Source organism: Kushneria sp. AK178 (assembly GCF_053903105.1).
Genome location: NZ_CP096381.1, coordinates 1,155,883 through 1,177,562 on the forward strand (window position 1 = coordinate 1,155,883; position 21,680 = coordinate 1,177,562).

Annotated in this window: 18 protein-coding genes; all 18 read left to right on the plus strand. The window is 63.1% G+C overall.

The features are described 5' to 3' along the window. Positions 1-24: 24 nt before the first annotated feature. The 18 genes from M1D97_RS05125 to pstB all read left to right on the plus strand — a co-directional run bounded on the left by M1D97_RS05125 (position 25) and on the right by pstB (position 21,630). On the plus strand, positions 25-438 hold the full coding sequence (locus M1D97_RS05125; RefSeq protein ID WP_456269667.1) for a YqaA family protein: 414 nt from the start codon (positions 25-27) through the stop codon (positions 436-438). Between the two features lie 126 nt (positions 439-564). Continuing rightward, positions 565-2,097 (plus strand): AbgT family transporter, encoded by a 1,533-nt coding sequence (locus M1D97_RS05130; protein WP_456269668.1) that lies wholly within the window; start codon positions 565-567, stop codon positions 2,095-2,097. A 108-nt stretch (positions 2,098-2,205) separates the two neighbouring features. After that, positions 2,206-3,738, plus strand: a complete 1,533-nt coding sequence (locus M1D97_RS05135; RefSeq protein WP_456269669.1) for an AbgT family transporter — start codon at positions 2,206-2,208, stop codon at positions 3,736-3,738. Positions 3,739-3,953: 215 nt separating this feature from the next. Next, entirely contained in the window at positions 3,954-6,059 is a 2,106-nt protein-coding gene (locus M1D97_RS05140) for a mechanosensitive ion channel domain-containing protein (protein WP_456269670.1), read from the plus strand. Between the two features lie 367 nt (positions 6,060-6,426). Continuing rightward, positions 6,427-7,296: a glutathione-dependent disulfide-bond oxidoreductase gene (gene yghU / locus M1D97_RS05145; protein ID WP_456269671.1), complete on the plus strand. Its 870-nt coding sequence runs from the start codon at positions 6,427-6,429 to the stop codon at positions 7,294-7,296. Between the two features lie 151 nt (positions 7,297-7,447). Further along, the gene (hemG, locus tag M1D97_RS05150; RefSeq protein WP_456269672.1) at positions 7,448-8,863 is read left to right on the plus strand and encodes a protoporphyrinogen oxidase; all 1,416 of its coding nucleotides are present in this window, start codon (positions 7,448-7,450) and stop codon (positions 8,861-8,863) included. A gap of 98 nt (positions 8,864-8,961) precedes the next feature. After that, positions 8,962-9,921: a phosphate/phosphite/phosphonate ABC transporter substrate-binding protein gene (phnD, locus tag M1D97_RS05155; protein WP_456269673.1), complete on the plus strand. Its 960-nt coding sequence runs from the start codon at positions 8,962-8,964 to the stop codon at positions 9,919-9,921. A gap of 64 nt (positions 9,922-9,985) precedes the next feature. Beyond that, positions 9,986-10,801, plus strand: coding sequence for a phosphonate ABC transporter ATP-binding protein (phnC, locus tag M1D97_RS05160; protein ID WP_456269674.1), 816 nt, complete (start codon positions 9,986-9,988; stop codon positions 10,799-10,801). After that, positions 10,798-11,604 carry a phosphonate ABC transporter, permease protein PhnE gene (gene phnE, locus M1D97_RS05165; protein ID WP_456269675.1) on the plus strand — a complete coding sequence of 269 codons (807 nt, stop codon included), beginning with the start codon at positions 10,798-10,800 and terminating at the stop codon, positions 11,602-11,604. Before phnC ends, phnE (M1D97_RS05165) begins: the two co-directional genes overlap by 4 nt. Next, positions 11,601-12,413, plus strand: coding sequence for a phosphonate ABC transporter, permease protein PhnE (gene phnE, locus M1D97_RS05170; RefSeq protein ID WP_456269676.1), 813 nt, complete (start codon positions 11,601-11,603; stop codon positions 12,411-12,413). The genes phnE (M1D97_RS05165) and phnE (M1D97_RS05170) overlap by 4 nt, the downstream gene beginning before the upstream one ends. Before the next feature lie 191 nt (positions 12,414-12,604). Beyond that, positions 12,605-13,366: an alpha/beta hydrolase family protein gene (locus tag M1D97_RS05175; protein WP_456269677.1), complete on the plus strand. Its 762-nt coding sequence runs from the start codon at positions 12,605-12,607 to the stop codon at positions 13,364-13,366. 92 nt (positions 13,367-13,458) lie between these two features. Continuing rightward, positions 13,459-14,736, plus strand: coding sequence for a dicarboxylate/amino acid:cation symporter (locus M1D97_RS05180; protein ID WP_456269678.1), 1,278 nt, complete (start codon positions 13,459-13,461; stop codon positions 14,734-14,736). Continuing rightward, positions 14,733-15,893 carry an N-methyl-L-tryptophan oxidase gene (solA, locus tag M1D97_RS05185; RefSeq protein WP_456269679.1) on the plus strand — a complete coding sequence of 387 codons (1,161 nt, stop codon included), beginning with the start codon at positions 14,733-14,735 and terminating at the stop codon, positions 15,891-15,893. The genes M1D97_RS05180 and solA overlap by 4 nt, the downstream gene beginning before the upstream one ends. Further along, entirely contained in the window at positions 15,890-16,732 is an 843-nt protein-coding gene (locus M1D97_RS05190; RefSeq protein WP_456269680.1) for a putative RNA methyltransferase, read from the plus strand. Before solA ends, M1D97_RS05190 begins: the two co-directional genes overlap by 4 nt. 315 nt (positions 16,733-17,047) lie before the next feature. Continuing rightward, positions 17,048-18,076, plus strand: coding sequence for a substrate-binding domain-containing protein (locus M1D97_RS05195; RefSeq protein ID WP_456269681.1), 1,029 nt, complete (start codon positions 17,048-17,050; stop codon positions 18,074-18,076). Positions 18,077-18,155: 79 nt separating this feature from the next. Then, positions 18,156-19,409, plus strand: a complete 1,254-nt coding sequence (gene pstC, locus M1D97_RS05200) for a phosphate ABC transporter permease subunit PstC (RefSeq protein WP_456269682.1) — start codon at positions 18,156-18,158, stop codon at positions 19,407-19,409. Positions 19,410-19,429: 20 nt separating this feature from the next. Continuing rightward, the gene (gene pstA, locus M1D97_RS05205) at positions 19,430-20,596 is read left to right on the plus strand and encodes a phosphate ABC transporter permease PstA (RefSeq protein WP_456269683.1); all 1,167 of its coding nucleotides are present in this window, start codon (positions 19,430-19,432) and stop codon (positions 20,594-20,596) included. A gap of 248 nt (positions 20,597-20,844) precedes the next feature. Continuing rightward, on the plus strand, positions 20,845-21,630 hold the full coding sequence (pstB, locus tag M1D97_RS05210) for a phosphate ABC transporter ATP-binding protein PstB (protein WP_456270177.1): 786 nt from the start codon (positions 20,845-20,847) through the stop codon (positions 21,628-21,630). Positions 21,631-21,680 lie beyond the last annotated feature (50 nt).

Consider the following 21,680-nt stretch of genomic DNA (forward strand, 5'->3'; position numbering starts at 1 on the left):
CGATACCGCGTCATGGAGGTGTGGTTGTTCGATATCAGTCAGACCGGGCTGTTTGTGGCGGCCTTTCTTTCGGCCACCATTCTGCCGATGGGCTCGGAGGCCGTGCTGGCCACGCTGCTGCTCAGGGGCGGCTCGCCCGTCACTCTGGTTACCATTGCCACCGTCGCCAACGTGCTCGGCTCGCTGGTGAACTACGCCATGGGGTACTGGGCCAACCAGGGCTGGCTGGCCCGTCAGAAGCCGGCCGTAATGGCTGGCGCCGAGCAGCGCTTTCGCCGCTACGGGCGCTGGTCGCTGCTGTTTGCCTGGGTGCCGGTCATCGGCGATCCGCTGACGCTGATCGCCGGGGTGCTGCGGGTCAATCTGCTCTGGTTTGTGCTTCTGGTCACCGTCGGCAAGGCGCTACGCTATATTGTGGTGAGTATGGTGATCGTGTAGCGCCGGTGTGTGTCTGCGCCGCGATTTACCCGGCTTTTGTCAGGCTTAATAAAAGTCGGGGCGGTCGCCGCGTTTCTTTAGGATGACGCGCCGAATACAGCCAACATCCTTATCGGTGGTCGAACAATGAACAAACAGGTTGAACGAACAGGCCTTTTACAGCGCCTGCTCAACGCCATCGAGCGTACGGGCAACCGTCTGCCTCATCCCGTTACCCTCTTTGCCCTGCTGGCCGCGCTGGTGGCGCTTGTCTCGGCGGTGCTGTCGCTGCTCGGGCTGGAGGTCGTGCCGCCGGGCGGTGGGGAGACCGTCACGGTCAACAATCTGCTCTCCGGCGAAGGCATTCGCTATATCTTCGGCTCGCTGGTCGATAACTTCATCGGCTTTGCGCCGCTTGGGGTCGTGCTGGCCACCATGATCGGCATCGGCATGGCCGAGCGTACCGGGCTGATCAGCGTGCTGCTGCGCGGTTTTATTCTCGCCATTCCCAAATCGCTGATCACCTTCGGGCTGGTGTTTGCCGGCATCATGTCGAGCGTCGCCTCCGATGCCGGCTATGTGGTGCTGCCGCCGCTGGGGGCCATGATATTTGCCGCTTTAGGTCGCCACCCGATCGCCGGGCTGGCGGCCGCCTTTGCCGGCGTGTCGGCAGGCTTCAGCGCCAACCTGCTGCTGTCGGCCACCGATGTCATGCTGGGCGAGCTGACCATTCAGGCCGCGGCGACGCTGGACCCGGCCTACGCCGCCTCGATCAACCTGGCGATGAACTACTACTTCATTATCGTCTCGACCTTCTTTCTGGCCGTTATCGGCACCCTGATCAGCCAGTTCGTGGTCGAGCCGCGGCTGGGCCGCTATGAGGGGGATTACCAGGGCGAGGAGAGCACGACCATCACGGCGCTGGAAAAGCGCGGCATGAAGTGGGCGGGCGTCGCCTTCGTGGCAACCCTGGCGCTGCTGGCGCTTCTGATCGTGCCGCCGGGGGCGCCGCTGCGCGGCGAGGAGGGGGCCATCGTACAGTCGCCCTTCATGAGCGCGCTGGCAGTCGTGCTGCTGATCCTCTTTTTCGTGCCCGGGCTGGTCTATGGCATCGTCACCGGCGCGGTCAAAAACGATACCGATGTCGCCAACGAGCTTTCCAAAACCATGGCCGGCATGAGCATGTTCATCATGCTCGCCTTTACCGCCGGTCAGTTCGTGGCCTGGTTTGCCGAGTCCAATCTGGGCACCTTCATGGCGGTCTACGGTGCCGAGCTTTTGCAGAGCATCAGTCTGACCGGCATTGCGCTGCTGATCGTGTTTGTGCTCATCGTGGGCTTCATCAATCTCTTTATCGGCAGCGCCTCGGCCAAGTGGGCGATTCTGGCGCCGGTGTTCGTCCCCATCATGATGCAGCTGGGCTATTCGCCGGAGCTGACCCAGATGGCCTACCGGGTGGCGGATTCTTCCACCAACATCATCACGCCGCTGATGACCTACTTTGCGCTGATCATCGCCTACGCTCAGCAGTATGACCGCGACATTCGCATCGGGTCGCTGATTGCGGTGATGATGCCGTATTCGCTCGCTTTCATGATGTTCTGGACGCTGCTGTTGATCGTCTGGCTGCTGCTGGGGCTGCCGCTGGGGCCGGGTTCCGCGATCCATTACGGCGGCTGAGGTTGTCCGGGCGGCTGCCACCGGGCGGCCGCCCATGCGTCATGTCGGCGTCAGTTTTAAAGTAGTGCATTGCCCCTCAAGGCCCATCCTTTCGGCGATAGTTGAACCATGAACGATCAGAGCCAGCGAACGGGCCTTTTGCAGCGCCTGCTCAATACCATCGAGCGCACGGGCAACCGTCTGCCTCATCCCGTCACCCTCTTTGCCCTGCTGGCCGCGCTGGTGGCCGTAGCCTCAGCGCTGCTGTCCCTGCCCGGGCTGGAGGTGGTGCCGCCGGGCGGCGGGGAGGCCGTCACGGTCAACAATCTGCTCTCCGGTGAGGGCCTGCGCTATATCTTCGGCTCGCTGGTCGATAACTTCATCGGCTTTGCGCCGCTCGGAGTGGCGCTGGCGACCATGGTGGGCATCGGCATGGCCGAGCGTACCGGGCTGATCAGCGTGCTGCTGCGCGGCTTTATTCTCGCCATTCCGCAGCCCTTGATCACCTTCGGGCTGGTGTTTGCCGGCATCATGTCGAGCATTACCTTCAATGCCGGCTATGTGGTGCTGCCGCCACTGGGGGCGATGCTGTTCGCGGCGCTCGGCCGCCATCCCATCGCCGGGCTGGCGGCTGCCTTTGCCGGGGTGTCGGCGGGCTACAGTGCCAATCTGCTGCTGTCGGCCACCGATGTGGTTCTGGGCGAGCTGACCATTCAGGCCGCGGCCACGCTCGACCCCGACTACGCCGCGGGCATGAATGTCGCCATGAACTACTATTTCATCATGGTCTCGACCCTGTTTCTGGCCGTCATCGGCACGCTGGTCAGTCAGTTCGTGGTCGAGCCGCGGCTGGGCCGCTACGAAGGCGACTACACCGGCGAGGAGCGCACCACCATCACGGCGCTGGAGAGGCGCGGCATGAGGTGGGCCGCGGTGGCCGTCGCCGTCACACTGGCGCTGCTGGCCCTTCTTGTGGTGCCGCCGGGGGCACCGCTGCGCGGCGAGGAGGGCGCCATCGTACAGTCGCCCTTCATGAGCGCGCTGGCAGTCGTGTTGCTGATTCTCTTTTTCGTGCCCGGGCTGGTCTACGGGGCGGTCACCGGCAGTATCAAAAGCGACCGGGATGTGGCCGATATGCTGGCCGAGACCATGGCCGGCATGAGCATTTTCATCGTGCTTGCCTTTACCGCCGGCCAGTTTGTCGCCTGGTTTGCCGAGTCCAACCTCGGTACCTTCATGGCGGTCTACGGCGCCGAGCTTTTGAAGGCCGTCAGCCTGACCGGGGTGCCACTGCTGATCCTGTTCATGCTGATCGCGGGTGGCATCAATCTGTTCATCGGCAGCGCCTCGGCCAAGTGGGCGATCCTGGCGCCGGTGTTCGTTCCCATCATGATGCAGCTGGGCTACTCGCCGGAGCTGACCCAGATGGCTTACCGGGTAGCGGACTCTTCCACCAACATCATCACGCCGCTGCTGGCCTTTTTTGCGCTGATCATCGGCTATGCCCAGCGCTACGAGCGCGATATTCGCATCGGCACAATGATTGCGGTGATGCTGCCGTATTCGCTCGCCTTCATGGCCTTCTGGACGCTGCTGTTGATCGTCTGGATGTTGCTGGGGCTGCCGCTGGGGCCCGGTGCTCCGATCCATTATGGCGGGTGAGGCGCCATCAGCGACGCTCGCGCGTCGATGGTCGTATGACTTTCGGTTCGATCATACCGCTCGATCAACACAGATCAGGGACTGGGGCGGTAACAATGACTACCCTGTGCGCCGGCCCATCCATCGTCCGGGGGTCGCTGCCGCTACATCCTGATGGCCCACATTCGGCAGGCGGTATGCAGAAGGTCGTCCCATCTGAAGGAACAGGTATACGTATGAAGGAAAATGGAGCGTGGCGAGCGTGGCTGCTGGCGGCAGTGATGCTCATGTTGTCCGGCCTGTGTGTGAGTCAGGCACAGGCGGCTCAGGAGGGCGAGGGCGAGGCCGGGCGCTGGTTTTCCGTCGAGTCGCTCAATAGCGGGCTGAAGGCGGCGCCCGATGAGGTTCGACGCAGCACGCCGCGCGAGGCGATTCGCAGTTTGATGGAGCTGACCAAGCAAGAGAACTTTGCCGCCGCCGCCCATGTGCTCAATCTTTCCGAGCTGAGCCCGCAAGAGCAGCAGGCGCGGGGTGAGGAGCTGGCTCGACAACTGGGCACCGCCCTTCGGCGGGGCGAGTGGCTGAACGTCTCCGGGGTGTCCGGGCGCCAGGATGCCGCCATCGAAGACCCGTCGGGGCAGAATCCCCGGGCGGGCGAGACGCGCCGCAACATCGAACTGGCGTCCTTCCAGACCGACGGTGAGACCCATGATGTCCGTCTGGCCCGCTATCGGGTCGAGGGGGAGGACCCGGTCTGGCTGATCATGCCGGATACCGTGTCGTCGATCCCGCTGTTGTATGACGAGTACGGCCCCTCCGCCTTCGAAAACTATATCCCCGATCGTCTCAAGACCTCCATGGGCATACTCAAGGCCTGGGAGTGGATCGCCATTCCGATCGTGCTGCCGCTGATCGGCCTGCTGGGCTGGGCGGTCTACGCGCTGGCAGGGTGGCTGGCCCGTTGTCTGCCCGAAGGCGGCTCCCGGAGCTTTTTTACCGAGCGGGTCCGGGGGCCACTGGCCTTTATTGTCATGTCGCTGGCCACCCAGATGCTGCTGGATTACGTGGTGTCCTTTTCGGCGGTGATCACCACCACGCTTCGCGTGCTGTTGATCATTGTGCTGGGCTGGGCCACCGGAACGATCGCGCTTCGTCTGATCGATACCCTCATGGTCCGCATGATGCGGCGGTTCATGGGCGAGATTGACGATACCAGTCCCAAGGAAGACCGCCGGCTGCTCACCACCCTCTACGCGCTGCGTCGGATCGTTATCCTGATCATGGTCGTGGGCGTGTCGGTGTTTGTCATCAGCCAGATTCAGCTCTTCGAGACACTGGGGCTGTCCGTTCTGGCCTCGGCCAGCGTGGGGGCGGTGCTGGTAGGGATCGCCGGCCAGGCGGTACTGAGCAATATTCTGTCGTCGTTTCAGCTGGCGCTGGCCAAGCCCATTCGCATCGGCGATCTGGTGGTGTTTGAAGGCCAGTGGTGCTACGTCGAGGGCATCTTTTACACGTTTGTTCGCCTGAGGGTCTGGAATGAACGTCGTGTAATCGTGCCGGTGACCTACTTCGCCTCACAGGCGTTCGAGAACATGTCATCCCAGGATACTCATGAGTATCGGTGCCTCGAGATGAAGCTTCACCTGAGTGCCGATGTGGCCTGTATCCGGGAGAAGTTTATCGAGTTCGCCAAGGAGGAAGACAGCGTCATCGATCACGACAGACTGTTGTGTTATGTGACCGGACAGACCGACATGGCGCAGACGATTGCCTGTTACCTCATGACCACGGACCCGATGAGCGGCTGGACGGCAGAGATGCTGATCCGCGAGCGGCTAATGGCCTTTGTGCGGGACAACCATCCCGAGTGGTGGCCCAGGGAGGTCATGGCGATCGGAAGACATGATGTGGCACTGGGTAATGCGGCAGGCACCGGTGAGGCATCGACGGGCAGTGACAGTGAGCAGACACACCGGGGCAGCAGTGAAGAAGGCTTCAAGGGAGATGCCGAAGAAAGCCCTGAAAGTGATGAGGCCGAGGATGACAGGGACAGCGCCGGTGATGACGCTGACCAAAGCGTTGAGGAAAACACTGAAGAAGGCTTCAAGAGGGACGCTGAAGAAAGCCCTGAAAGCGACGACAGTGACGACGAAGAGGAGGATGACAGGAAACGCACCCGGGAAACCGCTGCAAGAAACAGTGAAAGGGGGTTCAGGAAAAATGCCAGCGAAAGCCCCGGCAGCGGCGATGAAAAGCAGGCCGCCAAAACGGTCCGACAGCGGGACGTGGAAAAGGGCCGAAAAAAATCCGAAAAGAATGCCCGGGGTGATGGTTCACGCTAGGGGCGATCATTCAGCGCTCGAAGGGATCACCGGCACCGGGCGGCCGCGTCGCGCTCAATGACTCGAGCGATCGCAAGGCACACGCTGACCTGGCAGGGCGTCAACTCGCTGACAGCTTCCATCGATGAAAATGGCCCATCAGGGCCATTGGTCATGTCTATTCAAGCCCCGGCCGACGGGCGCCTTTCTCCAGCAGTGGCCTCCGTTGGGCGCTGCTGCGGCTATCGCGATGGGCGCTTGCCGGACGACTGATGCGCCATGACGCCGACTGGTGAACACAGCGGTCGCGGCGTTTTCATTAACCCGCTATCTTTTTTCGTGACGTCGGGTGCCGGGCACCCCCATGCAAGCAACAGGGATACGACACATGAGTGATCAGGAATACACACCCCCCAGGGTCTGGGAGCCGAAAGAGAGCGGCGGCAAGTTTGCCAGCATCAACAGCCCGGAAGCGGGCGCCCGACATGAACAGGCGCTATCGGTGGGCAAGCATCCGTTTCAGCTCTATTCGCTGGCCACGCCCAACGGCGTGAAGGCCTCGATCATGTTCGAGGAGCTGCTGGCGCTGGGCCACGAGGGCGCCGAGTACGATGCCTGGCTGGTCGACATCGGCGAGGGGCAGCAGTTCGGCAGCGGCTTTGTCGATGCCAACCCGAACTCCAAGATTCCGGCACTGGTCGATCACACCACCGAGTCGCCCACGCGGGTGTTCGAGTCCGGCTCGATCCTGCTCTATCTGGCGGAAAAGTTCGGTGAACTGCTGCCCGGAGAGCACGTGGCACGCACCGAGACCCTGAACTGGCTGTTCTGGCAGATGGGCAGTGCGCCGTTTCTGGGCGGCGGCTTCGGCCACTTCTACGCCTATGCGCCGGTGAAGCTCGAGTACCCGATCGATCGCTACACCATGGAAACCAAGCGTCAGCTCGACGTGCTCAACCGCCATCTGGCCGAGAACGCTTATATGGCAGGTGATGAGTACACCATTGCCGATATCGCCATCTGGGCCTGGTACGGCCAGCTGGCGCTGGGGCGTCTGTACAACGCCGCGCAGTTTCTGCAGGTGGAAAGCTACGAGCACGTGATGCGCTGGGCGCGCGAGATCGATGCCCGCCCGGCAGTCCAGCGCGGTCGCATGGTCAATCGCACCTTCGGCGAGCCGGAAACCCAGCTGCACGAGCGTCACGACGCCAGCGACTTCGAGACGAACACGCAGGACAAGGTCGGTCAGAACGACTGATCGGTGGCCGCCTCGAACGCCAGAAAGCCCGGCCCTGCGCCGGGCTTTTTGATGTCGAAGGTGCATCAAGGGGCGCTGGCGGCGATGTGTCGCGCGTCATTTGTCGCCCGGGGCGGCGGCGCTGCGTATGCTGTTGTCATGATGAGCATGGATGGACCAGCCAGGAGAGGCACTGATGCAGGAGCGCAGCGTGAACGATGACAGTCACGACGTGATCGTGGTGGGCGGCGGCGCGACCGGTCTGGCGGCCGCGCGTACGCTGGCCCGGCACGGCAGGCGCGTGGCGCTGCTTGAGCGCGAGGCGTACGTGGGCGGCAACATCAGCAGCCGTCGTGACGGCGAGTGGCAGACCGAGATCGGCCCCAACACGCTGATCATGAAGCCGCCGCTGTATCGGCTGCTCGAGGAGATGAATCTGCTGGGCGAGGCACAGTCGGCGGGGCCAAAGGCGCAGAAGCGGTTTGTGGCGATGGACGGCCATCCGGTGGCGCTGCCGACCCATCCGCTGCGCGCCCTGAATAATCCCCTGATCGGGCGCGAGGGCTGGTCGCAGATCGTGCGCGAGCCCTTCGCCAGGCGCAGTAACGCTTCGGAGGAGAGCCTGGCGGGCTTTGTCGAGCGCCGTCTGGGCCGGCGGGTGCTGGAGCGCATGGTCGATCCCTTTGTCTCCGGCGTCTATGCCGGCGATCCGCAGAAGCTCTCGGCGCAGGCCGCCATGCCGCGGCTGGTGGCGATCGAGCGCGACTACGGCTCGCTGATTCGCGGCGGCCTGACCCGGCTCTGGCAGTCGCGCCGGGCCACCCCCGAGATGCCCGTTGAGTGGCGCGGCAAGCTGGTGAGCTTCCCCTCCGGACTGGGGCGCCTGGCGCAGCGGCTCGGCGAGGAGATCACGACCCACGGTGGCGAGATCGCGTGCGGGTGCGACGTGACCGCGATCGAAAAGGAAAACGCGGGCTGGGCGGTGACCGACAGCACCGGGCACTGCCGCCGGGCCCGCCATCTGGTGCTGGCCGTGTCGGCGCCCGTGGCGATCAAGCTGCTGACGGGGCTGGATGCGGCGCTGACGGCGCCGCTTGCAGAGATCGCCTACCCCCCGGTCAACGCCGTCGCGCTGGGCTTTCGCCGCGAGGACATTACGCATGCCCTGGACGGCTTTGGCGTACTGATCCCCAGTATCGAGAAGCGCCGTACGCTGGGGGCGCTCTTTTCCTCGACGATCTTTGACGGTCGTACCCCGGCCGGGCACTGCCTGATCAACGCCTTTATCGGCGGGCGACGGCAGCCCGAGGCGGCCGAGGGCAGTGACGCCGAGCAGGTGCAGCAGGTGCTTTATGACCTGCGCGATCTACTGGGCATTCGCGGTGATCCGGTGTGGCAGCAGGTCAGCCGCTGGCCGCAGGCGATCCCGCAGTACGAGCTGGGCCATCTGGAGCGCATTGCCCGACTGGACCGGGCCCTTGAACACCACGACGGGCTCTCGCTTGTGGGCAACTGGCGTGATGGGATCGCGGTGGGGGACTGCCTGGAAAACGGTCGGCGGCTCGGCGAGCGACTGGCCGCCGGGTAGTCGAGGCGGCAGCGGGGCAACCGTCGCCGCTGTCGTTTTACTGTCATATTCATTGCCCAGGATTGTCATCTCGACAGAACAATCCGGGGAATGAACGCATGCGTACGACCTCCTTTAGCGCACTGGCTGCCTTTTTGCTGGCTCTGCCGCTGGCACAGACGGCACAGGCCGACTTCCAGCTGAGCAGCCGCTACAGCGACAACGACGGCGACATGGTGGCGGATGTGCCCACCGATTCGTCACGGTTGCGTGATCCCGACACTCTGATCTTTGCCTACACCCCGGTCGAGGACCCGGCCATGTACGCCGATGTGTGGTCGGGCTTTCTCGATCACATGAGCGAGGTGACCGGCAAGCGGGTGCAGTTCTTCCCGGTGCAGTCCAACGCTGCGCAGATCGAGGCGATGCGCGCCGGGCGGCTGCACGTGGCCGGCTTCAGCACCGGCACCACGCCACTGGCGGTGGCCTGCGCCGGCTTTCGCCCCTTCACCATGATGGCCGCCGAGGACGGCTCCTTCGGCTACGAGATGGAGCTCATTACCTGGCCGGGTTCCGGCATCGAGTCGGTCGAGGACCTCAAGGGTCGGGAGCTGGCCTTTACCTCCGAGACCTCCAATTCGGGCTACAAGGCGCCCTCGGCGATTCTGGATGCCGAGTTCGGCCTCCAGGCCGGTCGCGACTACGAAACGGTATTTTCGGGAGCGCACGACAGCTCGATTCTCGGCGTGGTCAATCATGACTATACGGCCGCCGCGATCGCCAACTCGGTACGCGATCGCATGGTCGAGCGCGACGTGGTGCAGCCCGATCAGATGACCACGCTCTACACCTCACAGACCTTCCCCACCACCGGCTACGGTGTGGCTCATGATCTCAAGCCCGAGCTGCAGGAACAGATCCAGGAGGCCTTTAGAACCTTCGACTGGCAGGGCTCGGGGCTCGAGAAGGAGTTCGGCAGCGGTGGCGAGTCGCAGTTCATCGACATCAACTTCAAGGATGACTGGGACGTGATTCGCACCATCGATGAAGCCAACGGCGTGCGCTACGAGTGCAGCTGATGATGATCGACGCGCTGACCCGGCCGGGTGACGGACACCCGGTCGCCACTCACGGAGGCCCGTCATGCTGACCCTCAAGGAACTCTCCAAGACCTATCGTACCGGCGACAGCGCCCTGAAATCGGTCTCCTTCACCGTACCGGGCGGGGAGATCGTGGGGCTGATCGGCCCCTCGGGCGCCGGCAAGTCGACCCTGATTCGCTGCATCAACCGGCTGGTCGAGCCCACCGGCGGGGCAGTGCTGCTGGACGATGTCGATCTCACCCGGCTGGGCGGGGCCGGACTGCGCGCCCAGCGCCGGCGCATCGGCATGATCTTTCAGGAGTATGCGCTGGTCGAGCGCCTGACCGTGATGGAAAACGTCCTGTCCGGCCGGCTCGGCTACGTGCCGTTCTGGCGCAGCTGGACGCGACGCTTTCCGGCCGAGGACATTCAGCGCGCCTGGGCGCTGCTCGACCGCGTGGGTCTGATGGACCATGCCAACAAACGGGCCGATGCGCTCTCCGGGGGGCAGCGCCAGCGGGTCGGCATTGCCCGGGCGCTGGCCCAGGAGCCGGAACTTTTGCTCATCGATGAGCCCACCGCCAGTCTCGACCCGCGTACCAGTCGCCAGATCATGCGATTGCTCACCGATATCTGCGCCGAGCGGGCGCTGCCGGCCATCGTCAATATCCATGACGTGCCGCTGGCGAAACAGTTCGTGCAGCGCCTGATCGGCCTGCGTACCGGAGAAGTGGTCTTTGATGGCGCGCCGCAGGCGCTGGATGAGGCCATGCTGACGCACATCTACGGCGAGGAGGAGTGGCAGCCGGCCGCGCCGGAAGCCGATGACGATGCGCCGGAGCCAACCGTGGCGTCTGCCCGGGCGCTGGCCTCATGAGCACCTCGAACTATCCACGCCACTGGAAGCGGCCGCCGCAGATCATTCAGCACCCGGGCTGGCGATGGGGGCTGGGAATTGCGGCCGTGGTCTATCTGGTGCTGGCCGTGGGATCTCTGGAGGTGGACTGGCAGCGGGTCAGTGTTGGTCTGGAGCGCGGCCAGCGTTTCGTGGCGGGCTTTTTGCAGCCGGATTTTGTCAGCCGTCAGCGCGATATCCTGCAGGGGCTCAGCGAGAGCCTGACCATGACGCTGACCTCGACCGTGGTCGGTATTCTCATCTCCGTGCCGATCGGCATCGGTGCGGCGCGCAACCTGACGCCGCGGCCGGTCTATCTGGTGTGCCGCTCGATCATCGCTGTCAGCCGCTCGCTGCAGGAGATCATCATCGCCATTTTGCTGGTGGCGATGTTCGGCTTTGGCCCCTTTGCCGGCTTTCTGACGCTGGCCTTTGCCACCATCGGCTTTCTGGCCAAGCTGCTGGCCGATGACATCGAGGAGGCCAGCCACGCGCAGCTCGAGGCGATACACGCCACCGGCGCCTCCTGGTGGCAGATGATCAACTACGCCGTCGAGCCGCAGGTGCTGCCGCGCCTGATCGGGCTGTCGCTGTACCGCCTCGACATCAACTTCCGCGAAAGCGCGGTGATCGGCATTGTCGGCGCCGGCGGCATCGGCGCCACGCTCAATACCGCGATCGATCGCTACGAGTACGACAGCGCCGGCGCCATTTTGCTGATCATTATCGCCATCGTGATGGTGTCGGAGTACGCCTCGGGCCTGGTGAGGAAATGGGTACAATGAACGAGCCACAACATTACTCGCAGCTGTGGCAGTGGCGCACGCCGCGCGCCCGGCTGCTGCTCTGGTTCGGGTGGCTGGCACTGGTGGCGCTGTTTGTCTGGTGCTGGCAGGTGATGACGCAGAACACCATCTGGGCATTCGTTCAGGATGCGCCGTCTCAGGCCGCCGATATCGGCAGCCGCATGGTGCCGCCGCAGTGGGATTATCTGCCGGAGCTGATGGCGCCGCTGTGGGACACGCTCAACATCGCCACGCTGGGCACGCTGGGCGGTGTCATCATGGCGGTGCCGATTGCCTTTCTGGCGGCGCGCAATACCACCCCCAGCGTGATACTGGTGCGCCCGGTGGCGCTGTTTATCATCGTGGCCTCGCGCTCGATCAACTCGCTGATCTGGGCGCTGCTGCTGGTCGCCGTGATCGGCCCCGGGCTGCTGGCCGGGATCGTGGCGATTGCGCTGCGCTCGATCGGCTTTGTCGCCAAATTGTTGTACGAGGCGATCGAGGAGACCGACCCCCGCCAGATCGAGGCGGTTGCCGCCACCGGCGCCGGGCGCGCCCAGATCCTCAACTACGCCTACCTGCCACAGCTGCTGCCGGCCTTTTGCGCCATCTCGGTCTTTCGCTGGGACATCAACATCCGCGAGAGCACCATCCTCGGCCTGGTCGGCGCCGGCGGCATCGGCCTCAAGCTGCAGGCGTCGCTCAATGTGCTCGCCTGGCCGCAGGTCACCATGATCCTGCTTTTGATTCTGGGCACGGTGGTCGTCAGCGAATGGGTCTCGGCGCGGATCAGAAGGGCGATTATTTAGCTCTGATAACGACGGCAGGTGAACGGGAGCATAAAGTAGCGCCCTGGTATCCCGGATACCGGGGCGCTGGTCGTCAGGAAAGGGGTTATCTATCATCGTGAACGCAAAGGCAATGCGAATTGATAAAAGGACCCCGATCACGGCGCAGGAAAACGCGCTGAACGTACGAGGCTCCTTTAACGGGAGATACCATGCAGCCTGCCATCGTCCGCCGCCCGCTTTCGGGCTGGGGCACTACTTATGGACCGCCGGGAGAAGGGCCGTTTCCTGCCGTCATGATATTGCACGGCTCCGAAGGGGCCTGGTCGGGCTGGAGTCATCGCCAGGCAGTGATACTGGCGGCCCATGGGTTTCTGGCTTTTCCGCTGGGGTATTCCATCGGCGGCAATGCGTGGAATGCTGGTCGAATTGTTGATGTGCCGCTCGAGCGGACAGTGGATGCACTTCGGGCACTGCGGGCGTTTCCCATTGCCGGACCCGGAATCGGCCTTTATGGCGCCTCACGAGGGGCCGAGCATGCGCTACTGGTGGCCTCTCTAATGTCGAAAGAGAACATTGAGGGCCTCCCCGACTGTGTGGCCGTGCACTCGCCGCCGGATGTGGTCTGCGGCGGTTTTGACGCTCGCACCTTCCGCGATAGCGGTGATCCCGGCTGGCAGGCCTGGGACGGGGCGCAGCGGGCCTGGTCCTGGCAGGGCAGTGCCGAAGAGCTGTTGCCGACCACACCGATCGAGATCGAGCGCTATGACGGGGCACTTTTTTTGAGTCATGGTACGGCGGACACGATGTGGTCCGTTGACATGACGCGCCGGCTGGAGGCGCGCCTTCGAGCGCGCGGGCGCACGCCGGAGGTGGTCTATCTGAAAGACGAGGATCATATCCCCGGCGATGCGGCCGAAAATGACTACCATGCACGGTTACTGGCCTTTTTTGCCCGCACGTTAATGGCATAATCCTCGCCCAGAAAAAAGCGGCGGTCTGTCCGGCCGCACCCGCGGTCTCCTGCACTGCGGTCGACGCTGTTTCCCGTCTTCAAGGATGTCTGATGAAAACCCTGTTTCGTGCCTATCTCAAGGCTTCCCTGATCCTGCGCGTGACGCTGGCGCTGGTGCTGGGTGTGGTCGCCGGCCTGCTGGGCGGTGAGTACGTGACCTGGCTTTCGCCGCTGGGCGATCTGCTGCTGCGGCTTTTGCAGTTTCTGATCGTGCCGATCGTGCTCTTTACCCTGATGGTGGGCATCAACCAGGCCGATGTGGGCAGCATGGGCCGTATCGGGCGCAAGGTGCTGCTCTACTACGTAGTGACCACGGCGCTGGCGATCATGGTGGGGCTGGCGGTAGCCACCTTGTTCAATCCGGGGCAGGGCCTGACACTCGATACCGAGGCCAGCGTCAGCGTGCCGGACAACCCGGGGCTGGTGCAGGTGCTGTTGAACATCGTGCCCAGCAACATCGTCTCGGCGTTTGCCGAACCCAATCTGCTGGGCATCATCTTTACCGCAGTGGTGTTCGGTCTGGCGCTGTTGTTCATGCGTACCGGAGAAGGGCAGCGCGAGATGGGCGATCACCTCTATCGCCTGCTGGAAGGCCTTAATGCCGTCACCATGAAGGTGATGGCGGGCGTACTGCACGTGGTGCCGATCGGCGTGTTCGCGATTGTGGCCAATACGGTCAGCCAGCAGGGTCTTGAGACCATCCTGTCGCTGGGCAACATGGTGATGGTGCTCTATATCGCCCTCGGTGTGCATCTGCTGGTCTACTGCGTATTGATGAAGCTCTTTGGCGTGCGGCTGCGGGATTTCTTCCGCGAGGCGCGCACGCCGATGGCGACGGCCTTTGCCACCCAGAGCAGCACCGGCGTTTTGCCGCTGAGTCTCAACGCGGCCAACCGCATGGGGCTGCCGCAGTCGCTGTCCGGCTTCAGCCTGCCGCTGGGCGCGACCATCAACATGGACGGCGCGGCGATTCGTATCGCGATCTCGGCGGTATTTGCCGCCAACGTGATGGGCACGCCGCTGGATATCGCCACCATGTTGCAGATCGTGCTGATCGGCACGCTGATCTCCATCGGCACCGCCGGGGTGCCGGGGGCGGGCATTGTGATGATCGCGACCGTTTTCGCCCAGGTCGGTCTGCCGATCGAGACGGTGGCCCTTCTGACCTCGATCGATGCGCTGGTGGGCATGGGCTGCACGGCGCTCAACGTTACCGGCGACCTGGCCGGCACGGCGCTGATCGCGCGCAGCGAGCGCAAGGCGCAGAAAACGCCGGGTAAAAGAAAAAGCGTTCCCGCCGAGTCCAGCAAGATGGAGCCGCGACTGTGACGGCAACCACGACCGACTATCTGATCATCGGCGCCGGCAGCATGGGGCTGGCCACGGCCGACTGGCTGGCGCGTCACGTGGATGCCAGCGTGCAGCTGCTGGATGCCTTTCGTCCGCCCCATGACCAGGGCGCGCATCACGGTGAGACGCGGCTGCTGCGCCAGGCCTACGGCGAGGGCAGCAGCTACGTGCCGCTGGCCCGGCGCGCGCTGGCCCTCTGGAAGCAGCTTGAAGAAGAGAGCGGCGAAACGCTCTTTTTGCCCACTGGTGTGGTCAACGTCGGCCCGCCCGGGGCGCCCTTTATCGATCAGGTCGAGGCCAGCGCCCGACAGCACGGTCTGGCCCTCGACAGCCTGCCGGGCGATCAGGCATCAAAGCGCTGGCCCGGCTGGGCGCTGGATCACACCATGCACGGCGGTTTCGAGCCCGAGGCCGGGGTGCTGTTTGTCGAGCGCATCATTGCGTGCTGGCGCGACCGCGTCGAGCGTAGCCCGAACGTATCGCTTGCCACCGGCGCAGAGGTGATCCGGCTCGAGGCTGGTGAGGCGGGCGGCTGGGGGGCGAGCTGCGCCGACGGTCGGGTCTTTACCGCCCGCCGCGTGCTGCTCGCCAGCGGTCAGCATCTGGCGCCGCTGATGGCGGAGCTGGGGGTTGATCTGCCGCTGACCCGGGTGCGCAAGACCTTTGCCTGGTATGAGTGTGATGCGCGCTACGACACCGATCACTTTCCCGGCTTCAGTCTGACCACGCCATGGGGCGCCGTCTATTACGGCTTTCCCGATATCGACGGCGCCGGCTTCAAGATGGGGCGCCACGACAGCGGCCAGCCCCTGCCGCCGGGTGAAACAATGGCGGCCTTTGGTGAGCATGAGGGTGATGTTCGTGAGCTCCAGCAGGTGGTGGATCGCTATTTCCCGGGCGTTGGTGCGCTGCGCTTTGGCGCGGTGTGTCACTACATCCGCACGCCCGACGAGCATTTCCTGATCGATGAGCCGCTGCCCGGACTGATCGTGGCCGGCGGCTTCTCCGGCCACGGTTTCAAGTTTGCCAGCGCGCTGGGCGAGGCACTCGGCATCTGGTTGGCTGAGCAGCGGCGCCTGCCGGAGCTGGTGCTGTTCGCTCTGGCGCGCCTGTCCGGTCAGGGAGCGCCGTCATGAGCGTCGTGCCCTTTAAAAGGCTGCGCTGCCCGCTGGAAGGCGAGTCGCTGTCGCGCATGGATGGTGGCTGGGGCTGCCCGCAGGGCCACCGCTTCGATGTGTCGCGCCAGGGCCACGTCAATCTGCTGCCGGTACAGAAAAAGCGCTCGCTGGACCCGGGGGACAGCAAGGCCATGATTGCCGCGCGCCGGCGCTTTCTGGAGGCCGGGCACTATCAGGGCATTGCCGGGGCCGTCAGCCGCCGGATACTGGCGCATGCGCCGGAACATGACCGGCTTGCCGTGCTGGATGCCGGCTGTGGTGAGGGCTACTACCTGCGGGCGCTCGCAGACGCTGGGGAGGCGCAGCATGAACTGGCGCTGCTGGGGCTGGATATCTCCAGGTGGGCGGTGCAGGCCGCGGCCGGGCGTGACAAGCGCATGCAGTGGGTGGTGGGCAGCAACGCGGCGCTGCCGGTGCCGGATCAGAGCCTGGACGTGGTGCTGTGCATGTTCGGATTTCCCACACCGGCCGAGTTTGCCCGCGTGCTCAAGCCCGGCGGGCTACTGCTGGAGGTCGAGGCGGGACCGGACCATCTGATTGAACTGCGCGAGATCATTTATCCGACGCTCAAGGCGCCGCGCCAACCGCGTCAAACACCGTCGACGGGGTTTTCATTCGATACGGCAGAGACCGTACGTGATGTGATGTCGCTGGATAGCGCCGAGCAGGTTGCTGATTTGCTGGTGATGACGCCGCATCTCTATCGCGCCAGTGCCGAAGGGCGTGCGCAGGCCGAGGCACTTGCCCATCTGGATGCCACGGTGGATGTACAGCTCACCGGGAGCCGGCGTCTGTAAGGTCGCTGTTTTCCGGGTGCTTTCCCGCTCACCCGGCCATCGCCGGACGGGCATTGATGCCGTAATTGCTGAAAGGTTTTTCACTCCCTGCACCTCATGGATCAGGCCTCGTGGCCGACGCGTCGATCATCATGATCAGGGTGACGGACAATAGAAGGGCCGCGAATCCTGGTTGTAGCTGAATTACGGCATTTTATGGCGCAGCGCCTGCGCGCTGTAACAATTTTGATTTATCTCACCGACAGACTGGTTGCCGCACCCAGAGGCGCAGATGTCATGCCCTCATGGCGCCGTACATAAACAGGGAGATAATTCATGAAGAAGATCGTTGGCATCACGACCATCATGGCTTCCGCGCTTTTGGCCAGCGGTATAACCCAAGCGTCGCAGGGATCCGGCTCGCAGATGCGTATCGTGGGGTCGAGTACGGTCTACCCGTTTGCAACCTACGTGGTCGAGCAGTTCGGGGCGACGACCCGCCATCCCACGCCGGTGCTGGAGTCCACTGGTTCCGGAGGCGGCATCAAGCTGTTCTGTGCCGGTAACGGCGCGGACACGCCCAGTATTACCAACGCTTCGCGCCGGATGAAACCCGAGGAATTCGAGCGTTGTCAGTCCAACGGCGTTGAAGAGGTCAGCGAGGCGACCATTGGGTATGACGGTATCGTGTTCGCGGAAAGTGGTGGAAACGATCCGCTCACCTTGACCCGTGAGCAGCTCTTGCTCGCGCTGGCGGCCAAGGTTCCGCAGGACGGTGAGCTGGTCGACAACCCCTATCAGAGCTGGAGCGATATCGACAGCTCGCTGCCGGAACGCGAGATCGAGGTCTACGGGCCGCCGACCACATCAGGTACTCGTGATGCCTTCGAAGAGCTGGTGATGGAAGCCGCTTCCGAAGAGATGCCTGCCTACGACGGCAGCTATACCGATATTCGCGCCGATGGTGCCTACATCGATGCCGGCGAGAACGACAACCTGATCGTGCAGCGTCTGCAGGAAAACCAGAATGCCTTCGGTATTTTCGGCTACTCCTTTCTCGAGGAGAATCCTGACATGCTGACGGCTGCCACCATCGAGGGCGAAAGGCCGACCCCGGACGCGATCAGCTCCGGTGATTACCCGGTCTCTCGTTCCCTGTTTTTCTATACCAAAAATGCCCATCTCGACACCGTCGACTCGATGCGCCCCTATGTCGAGCTTTTCATGAGCGAGCAGATGATCGGCCCGGGCGGATATCTTGCCAATATCGGCCTGATTCCGCTGCCGGACAGCATGCGCGAAGAGGAGCGTCAGGAAGTTACCAGCTTTACGCCGATCGAGCTGTCACATCTGCAGGAAGATTGAGCCAGGGATCCTTTGAGGTCATTCGGGAGGCCGTTGATGCGGCCTCCTCCGTGCGTACCCAAAACATCCGAGAAAGGCCATGTCTGACTACCTGCTTCCCGCTTTTATCGTCTTGATGGTCGGGCTGGGCGCGGTCGCCTTTCTGGCAGGGCGACAGCGCGCTGCCCGCGTTCGCGCCACAGGCACCTCGATGCGCTCTCAGCCCGACCAGTACGGCTGGTTCCTGAGTCTGGCCAGCGTGGGGGCCGCCATCGCCGTTATCTTTCTTTGCTGGCTGGTGCTGCTGATGGTCGGCTCACCGGTGCCGCTCTACTCTCTCTATTTTATCGGGCTGGCCGTGGCACTGCTAGGTATGGGGCTGGGGCTGCGTTTTGTGCGCTCCGATTTTCATGCCCGCAGCGCCATCGAGTGGGTGATCCGCTTTACGCTGGCAGGTGCGGCACTGATCTCGATCATGACGACCCTGGGGATTCTGGTGTCGGTGGTCAGCGAAGCGCTGCGTTTTTTCGGCATGTACAGCTTCTGGGACTTCATTACCGGCACGCGCTGGAATCCGGGGGCCAGCTTTCTGGAGGCCGCGGGACGCACCTCTTCGGCCTCCAGCCAGGCTGAGTTCGGTTCGCTGCCGCTGTTTGCCGGTACTTTCATGATCGCCCTGATCGCCATGCTGGTGGCGATCCCGATCGGGCTGGGGTCGGCCATTTATATGGTGGAGTTCGCGCCGCAGAGGGTACGCCGGCTGGCCAAGCCAATGCTGGAGGTACTGGCCGGCATCCCCACCGTGGTCTATGGCTTTTTCGCCGCGATCACCGTGTCCCCCGTGATCGTCGACATCGCCGGTCTTTTCGGGCTTGAAGCCTCCTATAGCAATGCGCTTTCGCCCGGGCTTGTCATGGGCATCATGATCATTCCCTTTATCTCCTCCCTGTCCGATGACGTGATCAATTCGGTGCCGGATTCCCTGCGTCAGGGGGCGCTGGCGCTGGGGATCACCAAGGGCGAGATGATTCGCAACGTCGTGCTGCCTACTGCGGCGCCGGGCATCATTTCAGCCTCGCTGCTGGGCGTTTCCCGTGCCCTGGGCGAGACCATGATCGTGGTCATGGCAGCGGGCATGAGTCCCAACCTGACCGGCAACCCACTGGAAAACATGACGACGGTTACCGTCAGTATCGTGTCGTCACTGACCGGTGATACCTCCTTTGGCAGCGCTCAGACGCTTTCTGCCTTTGCGCTGGGGCTGGTGCTGTTCGTGGTAACGCTGCTGCTCAATCTGGTCTCGGTTTTCATGATCAGTCACTTCCGCCGCAAGTACAGCCTGAATGCGCTCTGAATCTGAAAGGGGAAAAGGGAATGTCGGATTCCTTTGACGAGATTACAAGACAGCTTGGCAAGCGCCACCGCAAAACGCGGCATCTGAAAATGCTCTCCATGTCGGCCCTGGTCGCGTCAGGCCTGTTTTTAGCGATCTTTCTCGGCGACATGGTCCAGCGCGGCTGGTCGGCCTTTCTGCAGGGCCGGGTACAAGTGGAGGTCTCCTACAGTGAAAAGACCCGCGCCATGCCGCTCAATGCGGTCGATGAGCAGTATCAGCCCCTGATCTCACAGGGCTTTTTCTGGAACCTTCCCGACCGGCTTGAAAACAATCCGTCACTGCTGGGGACCACGCGCACCGAATGGGTGGTGGCTGCCACCCAGGTCGATCAGTACCTCAAGGATCGCAGTCATTCACTGTCGTCACAGGAGCAGGCGCTGGTCGATCAAATGGTCGCGCAGGATCGGGCCGGCCTGAAGTTCAATACCACCTTCTTTACCGCCGGGGGGTCACGCTCTGCGGCGATGGCAGGCATCGGTGCCGCGGCACTGGGCACGCTGCTGACCATTGCCGTGACCATGGCCATCAGTCTCCCCATCGGCGTCATGACGGCCATTTATCTGGAGGAGTTTGCCCCGAAAAACAGGCTGACAAGGCTCATCGAGGTCAATATCAACAACCTCGCTGCCGTGCCCTCCATCCTGTTCGGCCTGCTGGGTCTGGCGATCTTCATCGGTTTTTTCGGCATGCCCCGTTCGTCGCCGCTGGTCGGCGGTTTGACCATCGCACTGATGACATTACCGCTGATCATCATTTCGACGCGGGCATCGCTGCGCGCGGTACCTGACGGCATTCGTCATGCCGCTTTCGGCGTGGGCTGCACCCGCTGGCAGGTGGTCAGCGATCATGTGTTGCCGGTCTCGCTACCGGGCATTCTGACCGGCTCGATCATCGGCATGGCCCAGGCCATCGGGGAAACGGCACCGCTGATTCTGGTCGGCATGATCGCTTTTATTCCTACCGCAGATCTGTCGTTGCTGAATTCCGCCACCGTACTGCCGGCGCAGATCTACAGCTGGGCCAGTCTGCCCGATCAGGCGTTTCAGGAGAAAACGGCCGGCGGCATTCTGGTACTGCTGACGGTATTGATTCTGCTCAACGCCATTGCCGTCACGATGCGCAACCGTTTCGAGCGCCGCTGGTAGGTATCGGCCGGCACATGAATTCATTCGGGAGTTGAAAGATGAAACAGTCTCTTGCCATGAGCCGCCAGGCGAACGCCCGGGGTGACATGACCAACGACACTGCGCACAATCCTTCCATGGACAGGGAAGGGCATGGCGTTCCGGAAAATATCAGCAATAACGGCGATACAGCAGGTGCGGACACCGCCGGCGAAACAGCGCAGAACCGTGACAAGCCCGAGCAGCAGGAGCAGTCCGGCGGTCAGCCGGTGACTCGTAACGGCAAGGTCGATCACGACCAGCCAAGCATGATCGTGCGCGATCTGAGCCTCTGGTACGGTGATTTTCAGGCGCTCCAGACACTCGACATGGACATCTACTCAAACACGGTGACGGCGCTGATTGGTCCCTCGGGGTGCGGCAAGTCGACCTTTCTGCGCTGTCTGAATCGGATGAACGACCTGATTCCCAGCGCACGAGTCGAGGGCCGTATCGAAATGAGCGGTCGAAACGTCAACGCAAAAGAGATGGATGTCGTGGCACTGCGCCGTCGAGTCGGGATGGTATTTCAAAACCCCAATCCCTTTCCCAAGACGATATTCGAAAACGTCGCCTATGCCCCGCGCATGCACGATATTGTCAGCAGTCGCCGTGAGCAGGAGGAGCTGGTCGAGAAGGCGCTGCGCGATGCCGGTCTGTGGGAGGAGGTCAAGGACAAGCTGCATCAGCCCGGTACGTCACTGTCAGGCGGTCAGCAGCAGCGCCTGTGCATCGCGCGTGCTGTGGCGCTGCGCCCCGATGTGATTCTGATGGATGAGCCCACCTCGGCGCTTGATCCCATCTCCACGGCAGTCATCGAAGACCTGATGGTGCGCCTGCGCGATGATTTCACCATTGTGGTGGTGACACACAACATGCAGCAGGCCGCCCGCGTGGCGGATTACACGGCGTTCTTTCACCTGGGTGAGATTATCGAGTACAACGACACCGATACCCTGTTTCAGAACCCGGCCACCCGCAAGGCCGAGGATTACATTACCGGCCGCTACGGCTGATCGGCCGTGTGCGCTCGGGCGAGCGGACAGGCACGGTCCCGAACCATATG

Coding starts and splice junctions, on each gene's coding strand:
- M1D97_RS05130 (WP_456269668.1), top strand. CDS start 565: ATGAACAAACAGGTTGAACGAACAGGCCTTTTACAGCGCCTGCTCAAC.
- M1D97_RS05135 (WP_456269669.1), top strand. CDS start 2,206: ATGAACGATCAGAGCCAGCGAACGGGCCTTTTGCAGCGCCTGCTCAAT.
- M1D97_RS05140 (WP_456269670.1), top strand. CDS start 3,954: ATGAAGGAAAATGGAGCGTGGCGAGCGTGGCTGCTGGCGGCAGTGATG.
- yghU (WP_456269671.1), top strand. CDS start 6,427: ATGAGTGATCAGGAATACACACCCCCCAGGGTCTGGGAGCCGAAAGAG.
- hemG (WP_456269672.1), top strand. CDS start 7,448: ATGGACCAGCCAGGAGAGGCACTGATGCAGGAGCGCAGCGTGAACGAT.
- phnD (WP_456269673.1), top strand. CDS start 8,962: ATGCGTACGACCTCCTTTAGCGCACTGGCTGCCTTTTTGCTGGCTCTG.
- phnC (WP_456269674.1), top strand. CDS start 9,986: ATGCTGACCCTCAAGGAACTCTCCAAGACCTATCGTACCGGCGACAGC.
- phnE (WP_456269675.1), top strand. CDS start 10,798: ATGAGCACCTCGAACTATCCACGCCACTGGAAGCGGCCGCCGCAGATC.
- phnE (WP_456269676.1), top strand. CDS start 11,601: ATGAACGAGCCACAACATTACTCGCAGCTGTGGCAGTGGCGCACGCCG.
- M1D97_RS05175 (WP_456269677.1), top strand. CDS start 12,605: ATGCAGCCTGCCATCGTCCGCCGCCCGCTTTCGGGCTGGGGCACTACT.
- M1D97_RS05180 (WP_456269678.1), top strand. CDS start 13,459: ATGAAAACCCTGTTTCGTGCCTATCTCAAGGCTTCCCTGATCCTGCGC.
- M1D97_RS05190 (WP_456269680.1), top strand. CDS start 15,890: ATGAGCGTCGTGCCCTTTAAAAGGCTGCGCTGCCCGCTGGAAGGCGAG.
- M1D97_RS05195 (WP_456269681.1), top strand. CDS start 17,048: ATGAAGAAGATCGTTGGCATCACGACCATCATGGCTTCCGCGCTTTTG.
- pstC (WP_456269682.1), top strand. CDS start 18,156: ATGTCTGACTACCTGCTTCCCGCTTTTATCGTCTTGATGGTCGGGCTG.
- pstA (WP_456269683.1), top strand. CDS start 19,430: ATGTCGGATTCCTTTGACGAGATTACAAGACAGCTTGGCAAGCGCCAC.